We start from the raw sequence: 15,071 nt of genomic DNA on the forward strand, positions 1-15,071 counted from the left end.
AGCGGTTCAAGCCGCCTCTTAGTCTATCCACCTCACGAAGCTCTCCAGCTCCTCCCGGGGGGAGGTGAACTCGTTGATGGGGCTTGCCGGGTCGGCGTAGCCGAGGGCGGCGCCGATCACCACGTCCTTGTTGTCGGGAATGTTCAGTATCTCCTTGATATCATCCTCGTAGGCATTGATGAGGCCGATGGGACACGTGGACAGGCCGAAGCTGTGCGCGACAAGGAGAAAATAACCGAGAACAATGCCGATATCTACGAGACGGGCCTCGGAAAAGGCGTTGTCAAGGCAAAAGATGACCGCCGACGGGGCACCGTAGAAGTTGCAGCTTCCCTCGTTCACGAAACGGTTGAAATCCTGCCCCATTTTCTCAAGGTAGGGATTCATCAATATGAAAGACTCGGCTCCCCTCTTATGGAACTCGGCTGAAAGGGGCTTTACGTTCCCGGGGCTGCAGGAGATCTGTTTCTCACGATACAGCTTGACGAGCCTTCGGCTGAGCCTCGCCTTCTCTTCACCCATAACGACGACAAACTCCCAGGGTTGAAGGTTGATGGCCGACGGGGCATGGATGGCAAGCCGCAGTATCTCCTCTATCTGCTCTTTCGAGACTTCATCGGGCTTGAACGCGCGAACACTCTTTCTCACCTTGATGGCTTCGATCAGATCCATGGGGTAGGTCCTCCTTTCTTTGAATGCTAGAGACCTCAGACCGTGAACTCGGTCTGTTTCACCGACGACGAGACTATCGCACGATGAACGATCCTCCCATATTCGTTGACGAGGATGTTGTCGACAAGATCCCTGGCTGCCCTTTCGCAGAGCCAATCGGGAAGGCCTGACATTGCATGGATCAAAAGGCACGCCCTGGTGGTCTCGCTCTCGATCCTGTCCTTGTTCGACCTCTTCCAGAGCCACCGCCGCGTGAGTGCATCACTGTCATCCTTCACGATCACCTCGCCCTTTTCCACAGTCTCCTGCTCGCCCATATCCATGGGGATGAAGGTTTCCGTGCCGCTGGCGAAGGTAAGACTGATATTGCCGTCCACCCCGCTCACGGCGTGCCCGCTGATGGGAGCAAGGTACTTGAGGGCGACCGAGTTGTAGAGGTCGACCAGGGGATTGAAGCGTGGGAACGGTCCCCCTTTGAGGGCCCGCCTGAGAAGGGATTCTATGAAACTCGGATACTTCGTCGGGGCCATGCCCATTTTCTTGAAGGCTTCCCGCCAGGCCTTTATGTTCGGATGGTCCTGCGGACGTTCAAAAGAAAAATGGACTCTCAGATCGTCAACGACTTCCTCGAGTCCATCTTCGCCGTACCTTATATTGTCAATCTCACAAACAACCACACCGACCTGCAACGCAGGAAAAAGGCTGAATAGCCTCTCGTCGATGGTGAAGACCATTATATTTTCTTGGACGCCACGCCTATACGGGCGATAGCCCGAAGCAGTGCCATTTCCATCAGCCGGTATTCCGTATGATCATAAGCCATCGTCTTAAGCATGGTCTCAGCACGTTCCATTGCTTTCTTTGCCCGCTCAACATCTATCTCCTTCGCGGACTCCGCAGTATCAACAAGCAATGTAACCTTGTCGTCGACCACCTCGGCGAACCCACCGCTCGATGCTATATAGGTGGTCTCCGAACCCTTCTTGTACCGGATCTCTCCTATACGAAGGGTGGTGAGGAACTGGGTGTGGCCCGGCATGATACCGAACTCACCCTCGGCTCCCGTGGCCTCCACCACGTCGACTTCATCCTTGACAACCGTTCTCTCAGGGGTAATTATCTCAAGGTTGAGCATAATGTTCTCTTATTCTCCCATGAACTGTTTCGCTTTTTCAACAGCCTCTTCGATGGTACCCACCATGAAGAATGCCTGCTCGGGAAGCTCGTCGTGTTTGCCTTCAACGATCTCTTTGAATCCCCTGATCGTGTCCTTCAGGGCAACGTACCGGCCCGGCTGGCCCGTGAAGACCTCCGCGACGAAGAACGGCTGCGAGAGGAACCTCTGGATCTTTCTGGCCCTGGCAACGGTCAACTTGTCGTCTTCCGAGAGTTCGTCCATGCCGAGGATGGCGATGATGTCCTGGAGTTCCTTATATTTCTGAAGGACCGCCTGAACGTTCCGGGCAACCTGGTAATGCTCTTCACCAACGATCTGCGGGTCGAGGATGCGGCTTGTAGAGTCCAGAGGGTCGACAGCCGGGTATATGCCAAGCTCCGAGATCTGACGGGAAAGAACCGTCGTGGCGTCGAGATGCGCGAACGTCGTTGCCGGCGCTGGGTCTGTGAGGTCGTCGGCAGGGACGTAAATGGCCTGAACGGAGGTGATGGAGCCTTTCAACGTGGAGGTGATGCGCTCCTCAAGCTCTCCAAGGTCTGTTGCCAGGGTCGGCTGGTAACCGACGGCCGAGGGCATACGGCCGAGCTGAGCCGAAACCTCGGAATTGGCCTGGGTAAAACGGAAAATGTTGTCGATGAAGAGGAGCACATCCTGGCCTTCCTCGTCGCGGAAATACTCGGCGGCGGTGAGGGCCGTAAGGCCGATCCTCGCACGGGCACCGGGGACTTCAGTCATCTGTCCGTAAATGAGCGCGCACTTGTCGAGAACACCGGAGCCTTTCATCTCGAGCCATAGGTCGTTTCCTTCCCTGGTGCGCTCACCGACACCGCCGAAGACGGATATACCGCCATGGTGCTGAGCGATGTTGTGGATCATCTCCATGATAACAACCGTCTTGCCGACGCCGGCGCCACCGAAGAGGCCGACCTTACCGCCCTTCGGATAGGGCTCGAGAAGGTCGATGACCTTGACGCCCGTCTCGAGAAGCTCGATCTTCGTATTCTGCTGGGTCAGAGACGGTGCCGGCCGGTGGATCGGGTACGTCATGGCCGTTGTGACATCACCCTTATTGTCGACGGGTTCACCGACGACATTGAGCACCCTGCCCAGGATCTCCTTGCCAACGGGGATCGATATCTGCCCGCCCTTGTAGGTGGCATCCTGGCCGCGCATGAGACCATCGGTGGTGTTCATGGCGATGCACCTGACCGTGTTGTCGCCGACATGCTGGGCAACCTCGAGGATGAGGTTCTCAGCCTTATCGTTGATAGCAGGGTTGGTTACGTAGATCGCGCCGTTTATTGGTGGAAGCTGATCAGGTGGAAACCTGAAATCTACGACCGTTCCAATGACCTGTACAATCTTTCCTCTGACCTCCACGCTGCTCATCTATCTTCCTCCTTAGATTATGTTCCTCGCAAGGCTTCAGCGCCGCCAACGATATCCAGCATTTCGTTGGTTATACCTTCCTGTCTTCTCTTATTGTAGACAAGGGTGAGATACCGCACCATCTCACCGCAGTTGTTCGTCGCGTTCTCCATCGCGCTCATCCGGGCCGCGTGCTCCGACGTCTGGGATTCGACGAGGGCATAGTATATCTTCGTGCTTATGTAGCGGGGGATGAGGGACCCGACGATCTCCATGCGGTCGGGCTCACATATGTAATCGATATACTCGACATCCTCGGGCGTCTTGATGGGGATGAACTCCTCGAAGACGATCTCCTGTTTCACCGGGGACGCAAAATAGGTATAGGAGAGATACACCTTGTCGAACTCTCCCGTCAGGTAAAGTTCTATGATCTCCTCGGCGACGGCGTCCACAAGCTCCTGGTCGACCTTCTTGATGTCAGCCCAGCTCTTCACGACATCCATCTTTCTCTTCGCGAGATAATCCCGGATCTTCCGGCCAAAAACGTAGATGCCCACCCTTTCATAAGCGTCGCGGTTCTGTCTCGAGAAGTTCTCCGCCGTCAAGGCCACGTTCGTATTGAACCCGCCGCACAGACCCCGGTCGGAACCGATGGAGACAATGAGGACCTTTTTGATCTCTTCCCTTGTGGCGAGAAGGGGGTGCGCATCGGCAGGCATGTTCTTGACGACACGTCCCGTGAGCTCCTCCATCTTCACCGCGTAGTCTTTGATCTTCTCGAGGTCCGTCTGGGCACGCCTCAGTTTCGAGGCGGAAACCATTTTCATCGTCCTCGTGATGGTCTGGGTGCTGTTGACACTTCCTATCTTTCTCTTTATATCTCTTAGCGTCGCCACTGAAAGCTCCCTTTAGTAGGTAAATCCTTCCTTGAATTCGTTGAGCGCCTTCGTAAGCTTCTCTTCGATCGACGCGTCGATGGCCTTCTTCTCCCCGATCTCCTGGAGGATACTGGTATACTTGGAATCCATGAAGCGCGTGAGCTCCGCCTCATATTTCTTGAGAGCGCTCTCGGGATAGGTATCGATGAACCCGTTTGCCGCGGCATAGAGAAGGACGACCTGTTTCTCGACGGCGATGGGAACGTACTGGCCCTGCTTGAAAAGCTCCGTCAGGCGTGAACCGCGGGCAAGGAGGGCCTGCGTGGCCTTGTCGAGGTCGGAACCGAACTTTGCAAACGCGGCCATCTCGCGGTACTGGGCCATTTCCAGCCTCAGCCTGCCTGCCACCTGCTTCATTGCCTTGATCTGTGCGTTGCCGCCGACCCTCGATACCGAGATACCGACGTTGATCGCAGGCCTGACACCGGCGTAGAACAATTCCGGCTCCAGGTAGATCTGACCGTCGGTGATGGAGATGACGTTCGTGGGGATATACGCGGAAACGTCGCCCGCCTGGGTCTCAATGATCGGAAGGGAGGTAAGGGACCCGCCGCCATGGGCGTCATCCCACTTCGCCGATCTCTCAAGAAGGCGTGAGTGGAGATAGAAGATGTCCCCGGGGTAGGCCTCACGTCCCGGCGGCCTTCTGAGGAGCAGCGAAAGCTGGCGGTACGCGACGGCATGCTTTGAAAGGTCGTCGTACACGATGAGGGCATGCTTCCCGTTGTCCCTGAAGTACTCACCCATCGCGGTACCCGCGAAGGGCGCGAGGAACTGCAGGGGAGCGGAATCGCTTGCCGTCGCCGCAACCACCGTGGTGTACTCCATGGCGCCGTATTCCGTCAGCAGGTCGACGATCCTCGCCACGGAGAACCTCTTCTGGCCGATGGCCACGTATATGCAGAAAACATCCTTGCCTTTCTGGTTTATGATCGTGTCGAGGGCCACGACGGTCTTTCCCGTGCCGCGGTCGCCGATGATAAGCTCCCTCTGGCCCCTGCCGATGGGGATGAGGGCGTCGATCTCCTTGATGCCCGTCTGCAGAGGTTCTTTAACGGGCTGGCGGACGACGACGCCGGGCGCTATCTGCTCGACGGGCCGGAACTCCTTCGCGTCGATCGGGCCTTTGCCGTCTATGGGGGTCCCGAGGGCGTCGACAACCCTGCCCACGAGGGCCTCACCAACGGGGACCTGGGCGATCTTTCCCGTTCTTTTCGCCAGATCGCCTTCCTTTATCTTGTAATCCTCGCCAAAGATAACGGCTCCGATATTGTCTTCCTCAAGGTTCTGCACCATACCGGTAATGCCATGGGGCAACTCAAGGAGCTCACCGGCCATGGCATTCTCAAGCCCGTATATCCTTGCGATACCGTCGCCCACCGTCATGATGACACCGGTCTCCTGGAGGTCGATCTCCTTTTCAAAACCCGATATCTTCTGCTCTATGATCCTGCTTATTTCGTCGGCCCTGATCTCCATAGACACTACTCCTTCAGTATATTTTCCTGCAACGTGTGCAGTTGTCTTCTCACGCTTCCATCTATTATCGTTCCCTTGATGGCGACCTTGACCCCGCCGATGAGGCTCTTGTCCTCCCGCACCGTCAGCAGGACCTCTTTCCCGAGTCTCGTCCCGAGCTCCTTCTCTATCCTGCCCTTCGCGGCATCATCCATGGGAAACGCCGTCCAGAGGGTGCCCTTGACCTTGCCTTCCTTTTCGTCGACGAGCTCGTTGTAGACATCCCGGATCAGCGAGAGGTACCCCATCCTGTTCTTCTCGAGGAGCATGGTGAACATGCTCGCGAGCGGAGAGGAGACCTGAAGGGACTTGAGGACGTCGCTCAAGACCTCGCGGCGCTTTTCCACCTCAACGAGGGGCAGCACAATGGCCCTTTTCAGGCGCTCCTCCTTGTCGAAAACACCGAGGATGCCTTCTATCTCGGACTGGTATTCCTTGTATTTCCCGTTCTTTTCTCCTACGTTGAACAGACCTTTGGCATATCTCTTGGCAATGGATTGGCTTATCAATTCATGCTCCTCAGTTTTACGATGAAATCTTCCACCAGACTGTCGTGGTCGGACTGGGTGATCTTTTCGGTGATGAGCTTCTCCGCCTGTTCCACGGTGAGACGGGAGATCTCTTCCTTGATCCTCCGGGCCACCTCTTTGTTTTCCTGCTCTGCCGTCAGGCGGGCCTGTTCCCGTATTCTTGCCGCGAAGCCGACGGCCTCGTCGATGATCTTCTTCTTTTCCGCCTCCGCTTCCTGCATCGTCTGTTTCCGGAAGGCCTCCATCTCCCCCTCGAGCCTGTCCATCTTCTCCTGGTACCTGGCCCGCAGGGCCTGGGCCTCGCTCAAGGTCTTCTGCGTCTCCTCGAGCTGCGCCTTCACCGTCTGGTGACGCTTCCTGAGGAAGCCTTTCAGGGGTTTACCGACAAAATAGATGAGTAAACCGACGAGAACAAAAAAATTGAAGAATTTGAATATTAAACTCCAGACCGACTCGCCACCCGGTGCCATCAGATACTCCTTTTCAAGATCTTCTGCGCCGCTTCCATCGAAAGCTTGCCGACATCGCCCTTAAGCGCGTCATAGACCTTCCTGCCTTCCATCTCTATCTCGCTCTTGATCTTCGCAAGCTCTTCGGAAAGTTCGCTCCTCGCCTGCTCGACCACATGTACGGCTTCCTTGTTGGCCTCCGAGATGACCGCATCCCTGCTGCCGATGATGGGTTTTCTCTTCTCCACGAAGGCGGATTCGTAGTTCCTCTCCAGGTCTATCGTGTCCTGCTTTGCCTGCTCGACACCGTCCGTCAATCCCTTGATGGCGCTCTGGCGCTTTTCCAGGGCCTTGAGGACCGGCTTGAAAAGGATGAAATTCAGGATAAAAAGAAGGATCAGGAAGTGAACAAACTGGTACAAAATAGTCGCATCGAAGTTAATCATAGGGAACTTCCTAATTAGATTGGCGTTTAACTATCCGTAGGGTTTTAACACAATTCCCGTGGGCATTTCAATTATTTTTGTTACATATTTTCAATAAATGTTGCCTCCGGGGTCCCAGCCCTGATAGGGGCGTGAATTCAACCGGTTATCAATTCGGAGAGGCGCTCCAGGTCTTCCCGGGAGTAAAACTCGATGATGATCTTACCCCGGTTCCTCCTCATCGTGATGTTCACCTTCGTCTGCAGCGCCTTGACCAGGGTCTCCTCCAGGAATGCCACTGCCGGTTCCTTCGAAGACACCGTCTTCCGTGCCTGCCTTTCCAGTTCCCGGACGGAGGTCCCCTCGCGAAGGACCTTCTCCACGAACCTCTTCTGCTCCCTTTCATTGCCGAGAGACAGGATGACCCGCCCGTGGCCCTGCGTGAGCTTGCCCTCCGCCATGAGCTCCTTCACCCACTCGGGCAGTTTCAAGAGGCGCAGGCAGTTCGTCACGGAACTGCGGTCGACCCCCATTCTCTTCGCGATCTCCTCATGGGTGTACGCGAACTCTTCCACAAACCGCTCGTACACCGCAGCCACCTCCAGGGGGCCCAGGTCCTCTCTCTGGAGATTCTCCATGAGGGCTATCTCCAGTGCTTCCCTGTCGTCGACATCCCGGACCATGGCCGGGACCTCCCTCAAACCCGCCAGAATGGCCGCCCGGTAGCGCCTTTCCCCGGCGATGATCTCGTAGACGTTTTCCTTTCTCTTCAGGATGATAGGCTGGAGAAGCCCCTTTTCACTGATGGACGCCGCCAGCTCGTCGATGCCTCTCTCATCCATCCGGATGCGCGGCTGGGCAGGGTTCGGCACGATCTGGTCGATCGCGATGAGCCTGGTCGTCCCTTTCTCCTCTATGTCCTTGAGTATGGCGGAGAGTCCTCTTCCCAGGGGGTCTTTCTTCACGCCTCGCTCCTCTTTTCAAGAATTTCCGACGCCAGCCGGAGATAGCTCTCGGCACCCCGCGAACTTATATCATAAAGGAGCGCCGGTTTTCCATGGCTCGGTGATTCGCTGAGCTTCACGTTACGGGGGATGACGGTCTGGAAAACGGTGTCGTTGAAGCACTTCGTGACCTCTTCCCACACCCTGAATGAAAGGTTGTTCCTCCTGTCGAACATGGTGAGGAGTATGCCCAGGACCTCGAGCCCGGGGTTGAGCTTTCTCTGAATGATGGAGATGGTCCTGAGGAGCATGGCGAGACCCTCGAGGGCGAAGTACTCGCATTGCAGGGGTATGATGACACGGTCCGAGGCGGCGAGCGAATTTATGGTGAGAAGCCCCAGTGACGGCGGACAGTCGATGAATATATAGGAATAGGTGTCACCCAGCTCCCCGATGGCCTTCTTCAGGGCGTACTCCCGCTCGCTCGTGTCAAGGAGCTCGATCTCGGCGCCTATGAGGTCGGGATGGGCGGAAATGATATCCAGGTAGGGAACCGCGGTGGGCCGGATCACGTCGGCCATCGCCTTCTCGCCGATGAGGACATTGTAAATGTGGCCGGACACGTTGTTGTAAGGGATACCGAAGCCGGACGTGGTGTTGCACTGGGAATCCATGTCGATGATGAGGGTCCTCCGTTCGGATACCGCGATGGACGCCGAGAGGTTAACTGCGGTTGTCGTCTTGCCGACCCCGCCCTTCTGGTTCGCGATGGAGATCACCATGACAGTTTCATTACCATACCACATTACCGGGCACTAGGAAATTCTTTTATATATGAGAAGCCGGTAGTCCCTGGCAACTCCCGGCAAGGAATAGCCGAGGTCCTTCTCGAGCACGTGGCCCGGGAAGGTCCCATCCTCCCGTCTCCTCCCCTTGAGTACGAAAGTCAGCCCTCCCGTCACGAGATGCCTGTCCGACGCCGCGAGGACGGCCAGGGTGGTCCCATAGGCCTTCGCGACGAGACAGTCGGCGTCAAGGGGATCGATCGCCTCTATTCGTCCCTCCACGGGACGGAGGTTGGTGAGCTTAAGGGTACGGCGGACGTGACGCTGGAACTGGATCTTCCTCAAGCTCTTGTCGACGGACAGGACCTCAAGGGATCCGTTGAGAATGGCCAGCGGAACGGCAAGGATACCCGAGCCCGAACCGACGTCGACAAGGCGGCGCCGGTCCATGACGAAGGCATGGAGAAAGAGGGCATCTGCCAGGAGCTCCCGGCAGACACGTTCTATATCCTTGAGGCCCACGAGGTTCATCCTGCGTCCCCAGCGGTCGAGTTCCTCCATGTAGCGCACCAGAGACGCCGATCTTGCCTCGCCGGCGGAGATGGCGAAATGCTCCAATGCCTCGGCTATCAGTCCTTTCAGGTCCACGCTTTAAAGAATAGCATAATTCTTTTTCTTCTGTTATACTGAGCCCATGCGAAAATTCATCTTTGTTTTCATTGCCCTTTTCGTGCTCGTCTCGTGTTCCTCAAAGGCCCCGAAGAAGGCCGAGAACCCCGTCGACCTCTACGTTGCCGGCGTGAACCTCATGAACACGAAGAAGTATGACAAGGCCGTGGAGAAGTTCAAGGCCATCCGCGAACAGTACCCCTTCGACCCCATGGCCCTCGTTGCCGCCGTCAAGCTCGGCGACGCCTATTTCCTGAAGAAGGATTACGTTCTGGCCGCCGGCACCTACGAGGACTATTTCAAGGCGCACCCGGACGAAGAGAACATTCCCTACGTCCTCTTCCGTCTCGGTGAATCCTACGAGAAACTGTCACCCAGCATCGACCGCGACCAGGCGAACACGGTGAAGGGCATCGAAAGGATAACCTTCCTGAGGAACCGGTACCCCACGAGTTCCTACGCAAAGGAGTCCGAACCGAGACTGAAACGGTTCATACAGAAGCTGGCCGACCGGGAACTCTACGTGGGTGAATTCTACGTCCGAACGGCCCAGTACAACGCGTGCGTCATGAGACTCGAGGACATGCTGAAAAGATATCCCGAGTCAAAGAACATGGACAAGGCCCTTTTCTACCTTGTCACCGCCCATCGGGAACTGGGCAACCAGGACAAGAGCGACGAGTACCTCGAACGGCTGCGCAGGGAGTATCCGAAAAGTATCTATTCGCGCTCCACTATAAGGCAGCGCAAAACCCTCAAGATGGTGCGCGAAGAGGAGAAGAAAGCGACTTCACCCGGTACCGCCGCCGCAACGGCGCCCCGGGCGGCCGCCCCCGGTCCTGCCAGGGTGTCCCCGTGGACAACGGGCGTACCCGTGGCGAGCGCGACAACCTCCACTGCCCCTGCCGCCGAAGCGACCGCGGAAACACCACAATACAAGGAAAGGAAGAAAAAGGAGATAGATCTCAGGCCCCCCGAGCCTGTGTCCGGCGCTCCTATATCCCCTGAGCCGGTAAAGGTGGCCGCCGTTGAGACGGCACGACCGGCCGACGCCCCTGCTGCCGCCACTTCCGAAACAAAGCAAGAAGGCGGAAAGCTCCCGGAGGACGCGTCGAAAGAGAAAGGCACGGACAAGGCGCTGGGCTTTCTTGACCGGAAGAAGCCTATAGATATCGTCTCCGATACGATGGAAGGCTTCGACAAGGAGAAGTACGTCTTCTTCAAGGGCAGCGTCGTGGCCAAGCAGGACGACCTTTATATCTATTCCGATACCATGGAGGCCTTCATGAGTGCCGACACCAACGAAATAGATAAGGCGAACGCGAAAGGCAACGTCAGGATCATCAAACAGAACAGGACGGCAACGTGCAAAGAGGCCTTCTTCGATAATCTTAAAGGTGAGATCATTCTCAAGGGGAACGCCGTCGTGACCTCAGGAAAGGACAAGGTCGAAGGTGATGTCGTCACATACTACGTGAACGAAGACCGCGCCGTGGTCACCGCGGAGAAGAGCAAGAAAGCCAAAGTGACCATATACCCCCAGAAGAACTAGGGACCGTTCAAACGGCTCAAGCTGTTCTTTCCGGCAGGAAGGGTATGGGGTCGGATTTGCGGTAGACGAGGGCCTGGCATACCGCTATGGTGTCGTTACCGTCCTTTACCGTTATGTAATATGAAGCCGTCCTGTTCGTCTTGTGTGTTTCCTTCGACTCCGCGAGAAGGAGCGATCCTTTCCTGGGTGGTTTCATATAGGTTATGTTCATGTTGAGGGCAACAGCCACCCTGTCGTGGCTGTTCGACGAGATCTCGAAGGCCTCGTCGATGAGTCCGAAGATGGCCCCGCCATGGGCGTTGCCGTATATATTGTCCATGCTCTCCGTGTAAAACATCTCGCACAGAGCATATCCTTCGCTGACATCCCTGAGGTGTATATCAAGAAGACGCGCGAAGGGCTCCCTTCCAACCTGATCGAAATAGGCACCCCTCTTTCTGTCCTCCATCTCTCACAACACCTTCTTCAAGGCGTTGTCAACGTTGCCCCTGGGCTGCGCACCGACGATGCGTTCCGATTCGGCCCCGTTCTTGAAGATGATCAGCGTGGGGATGCCCCGGACCCCGTATTGCGCCGGTGTCTGAGGGTTCTCGTCAACATTGAGCTTGAGGACCTTCACCCTGCCCTCATACTCACCGGCAAGGGCATCGATCACGGGACCCATCACCTGGCACGGTCCGCACCAGGTCGCCCAGAAATCCACGAGAACAGGGATGTTTGATTCGAGAACCTCGGTCTTGAACTCTCCGTCCGTTACCGCTCTTGCGTTGCTCATGCCTTCCTCCTTGTTCGTTGTCCGCCGCAGGACCCCCTGGCGGGCAATGCTTCTATAATAGTTAAGCCCTTCACCGGTCGTTGTCAACCATGCTCAGTCATCGAGGCACTCCTTCCATTCCTCCTCGGAGATGCGCCGTATCCTGCCGCCGTCGTTCATGTCCCGCACAAGGCCCGCTTCCAGGTATGCCTCATCGGTGTACCCCCTTTCCTCCCAGTAGCCGGACACGTAATGGTCCATAAGGGTGACGCGGATGACGCTCTTCGCCGACTTATATCCCCAGAGGTAGGGCACGAAGGCCCTCACGGGTCCCCCGTAATCCTCCTCGAGACACTCCCCGTCAAATTCGTAGGCGAGGAGGGTCTTGCTCCTGACGGCCGTTTCCACTGGTATGGACGTGTCGTAGATCCTCTTTATCGACCAGAACCGCACAAAGGTAACGGAGGGATGGGCCTTCACGGTGTTCATGATGTCAAGGACCCTGACCCCTCCCCAGTTGCCCCGTACGGTGAAGCGCGTCACGCTCGTCAGGCGCGCATCGACGACCGTCTTCGGCATCTCCCTGAGGTCGGCCCACGTGAACGCCCGCGGCGCGTCACAAAGCCCCGTCACCTCTATCTCCCAGCCTTCCCTGTCAAGGACCCCGGGGTGCCCCTCCGCCCAGAAGATGGGCGTGTTCAATTCTCTCAACCGGCTCATCGCGACCTCCTGCCCTAAAGAGTAATGATAGCCGAATTCCGCGAGTCCGGGAATAGAAAAAGCCACCCGGGAGCAAAGCTCTCTAATGTCTTATAGGTCCTAAGCGTCCTATAGGTCCTATGGGTCTTACAAAAAGAACTTATAGGACCAATAGGACATATACGACTTATAGGACACTTAGGACCTATAAGACACATGAAGGACTCGGCGGCCCCCTTTTCTCTTCCTGTTCCTTTTTGTCCACGATTGTTCTATACTTTCGCCACCATGGTCAAGCTTACGGTAAGAAAGGAGCGCAGCGGGCCCGTCAGGGGGTTTCATCCCTGGGTGTTCTCGAAGGCCCTCGCGTCGATACCGGAAGGCCTCGCGTCAGGTGAGCCCGTGGAGCTCCATGACGACTCCGGCGCCTTCCTGGCATCCGGCTACTTCAACTCCTACGGACAGATATCGGTGAGGCTCTGGGGACACGAGAAGGATGAATCCGTCGGGACGGCTTTTTTCACCCGCAGGATGGAAAGGGCGGGCGATATCCGCCGCCGCTACGTGGAGCGCCCCGGCACGAACGCATACCGCGTGGTCAACGGTGAAAGCGATCTCCTTCCGGGACTCATCGTGGACAGGTACGGTGAATACCTCGTTGTCCAATTCCACACCCGGGGCATGGAGCGGTGGAAGGCCGAGGTCGTGGAGTCCCTCGTGACGGTGTTCGGACCGAGGGGTATCTGGGAGCGCTCCGACGTCTCCGTGAGGAGCATCGAGAACCTCGGGACCGTTCGGGGACTTCTCCACGGCTGCGTCCCCGACACCATAGAGATCCTGGAGAACGGGCTCAGATTCCTCGTCGACGTCAAGGAAGGACAGAAGACGGGGTTCTTTCTCGACCAGCGCGATAAACGCAGCGCCTTCACGAAATACGCGGAGGACAGGGATGTCCTCAACTGCTTCTCCTACACGGGAGGTTTCACGGTCTACGCCATGGCCGGGGGAGCCCGCCGCGTCGTCAGCGTCGACTCTTCGCGGCGCGCCCTCGACCTCGCGAAGGAGAACATCGCCCTCAACGGATTCGATACGTCACGGTGCGAATTCGTCTGTGACGACGCGAAGAGGTACCTCAGGGAACCGGCCTCGCGTTTCGAGACCATCGTGCTTGATCCACCGGCATTCATAAAGGACCGCAGGAAGAGGCAGGAGGGCCTCGCAGGTTACCGGGCGATCAACGAGACGGCCTTAAAGAATCTCTTGCCCGGAGGTATCCTCGTCACATGCTCCTGTTCCGCCCACCTGTCCCTGGGCGATTTCCGCTTCCTTCTGTCCGAGGTGGGGGCGAAGGCAGGAAGACCGCTCATCTTCCTTGAAGCCCACACCCACGGCATAGACCATCCCCAGCTCGTACCGTTCACGGAGGGGGAGTATCTGAAATGTTTCATCCTGAGGGGATGAAACATTTCCCGTTTTAAGTGATCAAGTTTTAAGTGTTAAGCCAAGGGCGAAAACAGAAAGGGTTCCATCTTTTACTTAAAACTTAAAACCTGAAACTTAACACCGTCTTCTACAAATTCACCGCCACTCCCTTTCCCTTCAGGTACTCCTTCACCTGGCGGACCGTGAAGGTGCGGAAGTGGAAGACCGATGCGGCGAGCAGAATGTCCGCTCCGCCCCGCACAACACCCTCGTAGAAGTGCTCGAGAGTTCCCGCTCCGCCCGAGGCAATGACGGGCAGGGTCACCGCGTCCGATATGGCCTTCGTGAACTCGAGGTCATACCCTTTCAGGGTACCGTCGCCGTCCATGCTCGTCGGCAGGATCGTGCCCGCGCCCAGTTCCTGGCAGCGCTTCGCCCATTCCACCGCGTCCTTGCCGACGGGGGTCGTTCCACCCGCCACGACAAGCTCGAAACCCGAGGGCATCGCCGCGTTGCGCCTGGCATCGACAGCGATGACGATCTTCCCGCCTCCGAACCTGTCGGCGGCCTCCTTCACGAGGTTCGGGTCCTTCACGGCGGCGCTGTTCATGGACACCTTGTCAGCCCCGGCAGCAAGCACGAGTTCGATGTCCTGCGTTGTATTGATCCCGCCGCCCACAGTGAGGGGAATGGTGATCACAGACGACACCTCCCTCACCCATTCGAGCCGGGTCTTGCGGTTCTCGACGGTGGCCGCGATGTCGAGCATCGCGAGCTCGTCGGCACCCTCCTTCTGGTAATACGCCGCGTTCTCGACAGGGTCCCCGGCATCCTTGAGGTCAACAAAGTGGACACCCTTCACGACCCGGCCGTTCTTCATGTCGAGACAGGGCATGATCTTCACGGTATTCATTGGCGCGCTCCTCATCTTTTGGCTTTCCGGCCGGGCTTTCCGGCCCTCTGTGTTCGATAATACATATTCGCTTTTTTCGTCCCCTGTCAAGGACCCTTCTTCGGCAGGGACAGGAAACACCTTGCGAGCCCCTGAAAATTCTTGTAAAGTTTACTGACGGGCAACCGATAATATCATTAAAGGCATAATCCACATCTTGCGTCGATCAGAAGGCCTTGGCACACGTGCGATAAGAAAAGAACCGGGAGGTGCG

At 56.9% G+C, this 15,071-nt stretch carries 18 protein-coding genes; 2 read left to right on the top strand and 16 right to left on the bottom strand.

What is annotated here, in order from left to right; translation table 11 throughout:
• Window positions 1–18: 18 nt before the first annotated feature.
• From GXX82_12395 to GXX82_12450, 12 genes are all read right to left on the bottom strand, one after another.
• Window positions 19–672: a nitroreductase gene (locus tag GXX82_12395; protein NLT23838.1), complete on the bottom strand. Its 654-nt coding sequence runs from the start codon at window positions 670–672 to the stop codon at window positions 19–21.
• A 35-nt stretch (window positions 673–707) separates the two neighbouring features.
• Entirely contained in the window at window positions 708–1,349 is a 642-nt protein-coding gene (locus tag GXX82_12400) for a hypothetical protein (GenBank protein ID NLT23839.1), read from the bottom strand.
• Window positions 1,350–1,405: 56 nt separating this feature from the next.
• Window positions 1,406–1,807, bottom strand: a complete 402-nt coding sequence (locus GXX82_12405) for a F0F1 ATP synthase subunit epsilon (GenBank protein NLT23840.1) — start codon at window positions 1,805–1,807, stop codon at window positions 1,406–1,408.
• A 9-nt stretch (window positions 1,808–1,816) separates the two neighbouring features.
• A complete protein-coding gene (gene atpD, locus GXX82_12410; GenBank protein NLT23841.1) occupies window positions 1,817–3,238 on the bottom strand; it encodes a F0F1 ATP synthase subunit beta in 1,422 nt (473 codons plus the stop codon).
• 17 nt (window positions 3,239–3,255) lie between these two features.
• Window positions 3,256–4,116: an ATP synthase F1 subunit gamma gene (atpG, locus tag GXX82_12415; GenBank protein ID NLT23842.1), complete on the bottom strand. Its 861-nt coding sequence runs from the start codon at window positions 4,114–4,116 to the stop codon at window positions 3,256–3,258.
• 12 nt (window positions 4,117–4,128) lie between these two features.
• Window positions 4,129–5,637: a F0F1 ATP synthase subunit alpha gene (locus GXX82_12420; GenBank protein ID NLT23843.1), complete on the bottom strand. Its 1,509-nt coding sequence runs from the start codon at window positions 5,635–5,637 to the stop codon at window positions 4,129–4,131.
• Between the two features lie 5 nt (window positions 5,638–5,642).
• Window positions 5,643–6,185 carry an ATP synthase F1 subunit delta gene (gene atpH, locus GXX82_12425; GenBank protein NLT23844.1) on the bottom strand — a complete coding sequence of 181 codons (543 nt, stop codon included), beginning with the start codon at window positions 6,183–6,185 and terminating at the stop codon, window positions 5,643–5,645.
• The gene (locus tag GXX82_12430) at window positions 6,182–6,676 is read right to left on the bottom strand and encodes an ATP synthase F0 subunit B (protein ID NLT23845.1); all 495 of its coding nucleotides are present in this window, start codon (window positions 6,674–6,676) and stop codon (window positions 6,182–6,184) included. Before GXX82_12430 ends, atpH begins: the two co-directional genes overlap by 4 nt.
• Window positions 6,676–7,101 carry an ATP synthase F0 subunit B gene (locus GXX82_12435; protein NLT23846.1) on the bottom strand — a complete coding sequence of 142 codons (426 nt, stop codon included), beginning with the start codon at window positions 7,099–7,101 and terminating at the stop codon, window positions 6,676–6,678. Before GXX82_12435 ends, GXX82_12430 begins: the two co-directional genes overlap by 1 nt.
• A gap of 137 nt (window positions 7,102–7,238) precedes the next feature.
• Window positions 7,239–8,045 carry a ParB/RepB/Spo0J family partition protein gene (locus GXX82_12440; GenBank protein ID NLT23847.1) on the bottom strand — a complete coding sequence of 269 codons (807 nt, stop codon included), beginning with the start codon at window positions 8,043–8,045 and terminating at the stop codon, window positions 7,239–7,241.
• Window positions 8,042–8,806 carry a ParA family protein gene (locus tag GXX82_12445; GenBank protein ID NLT23848.1) on the bottom strand — a complete coding sequence of 255 codons (765 nt, stop codon included), beginning with the start codon at window positions 8,804–8,806 and terminating at the stop codon, window positions 8,042–8,044. The genes GXX82_12440 and GXX82_12445 overlap by 4 nt, the downstream gene beginning before the upstream one ends.
• Before the next feature lie 33 nt (window positions 8,807–8,839).
• On the bottom strand, window positions 8,840–9,457 hold the full coding sequence (locus GXX82_12450) for a methyltransferase (GenBank protein NLT23849.1): 618 nt from the start codon (window positions 9,455–9,457) through the stop codon (window positions 8,840–8,842).
• A 46-nt stretch (window positions 9,458–9,503) separates the two neighbouring features.
• Between GXX82_12450 and lptA the strand changes: the two genes are divergently transcribed.
• A complete protein-coding gene (gene lptA / locus GXX82_12455; GenBank protein ID NLT23850.1) occupies window positions 9,504–11,030 on the top strand; it encodes a lipopolysaccharide transport periplasmic protein LptA in 1,527 nt (508 codons plus the stop codon).
• 16 nt (window positions 11,031–11,046) lie between these two features.
• On the opposite strand, the gene GXX82_12460 is transcribed toward lptA, so the two are convergent.
• The 3 genes from GXX82_12460 to GXX82_12470 all read right to left on the bottom strand — a co-directional run bounded on the left by GXX82_12460 (window position 11,047) and on the right by GXX82_12470 (window position 12,504).
• Window positions 11,047–11,478 carry a PaaI family thioesterase gene (locus GXX82_12460; protein ID NLT23851.1) on the bottom strand — a complete coding sequence of 144 codons (432 nt, stop codon included), beginning with the start codon at window positions 11,476–11,478 and terminating at the stop codon, window positions 11,047–11,049.
• 3 nt (window positions 11,479–11,481) lie between these two features.
• Window positions 11,482–11,805: a thioredoxin gene (gene trxA, locus GXX82_12465; GenBank protein ID NLT23852.1), complete on the bottom strand. Its 324-nt coding sequence runs from the start codon at window positions 11,803–11,805 to the stop codon at window positions 11,482–11,484.
• Window positions 11,806–11,898: 93 nt separating this feature from the next.
• Entirely contained in the window at window positions 11,899–12,504 is a 606-nt protein-coding gene (locus GXX82_12470) for a molybdopterin-dependent oxidoreductase (protein ID NLT23853.1), read from the bottom strand.
• 195 nt (window positions 12,505–12,699) lie between these two features.
• On the opposite strand from GXX82_12470, the gene GXX82_12475 reads away from it, so the two are divergent.
• Complete coding sequence (locus GXX82_12475) at window positions 12,700–13,944, top strand: class I SAM-dependent rRNA methyltransferase (protein NLT23854.1); 1,245 nt, start codon at window positions 12,700–12,702, stop codon at window positions 13,942–13,944.
• A gap of 109 nt (window positions 13,945–14,053) precedes the next feature.
• Here the strand turns inward: GXX82_12475 and hisF are convergent, their stop codons facing one another.
• A complete protein-coding gene (hisF, locus tag GXX82_12480; protein NLT23855.1) occupies window positions 14,054–14,818 on the bottom strand; it encodes an imidazole glycerol phosphate synthase subunit HisF in 765 nt (254 codons plus the stop codon).
• Window positions 14,819–15,071 lie beyond the last annotated feature (253 nt).

Origin of the sequence: Syntrophorhabdus sp. (assembly GCA_012719415.1) — a bacterium.
In the GTDB taxonomy this organism is placed as follows: domain Bacteria; phylum Desulfobacterota; class Syntrophorhabdia; order Syntrophorhabdales; family Syntrophorhabdaceae; genus Delta-02.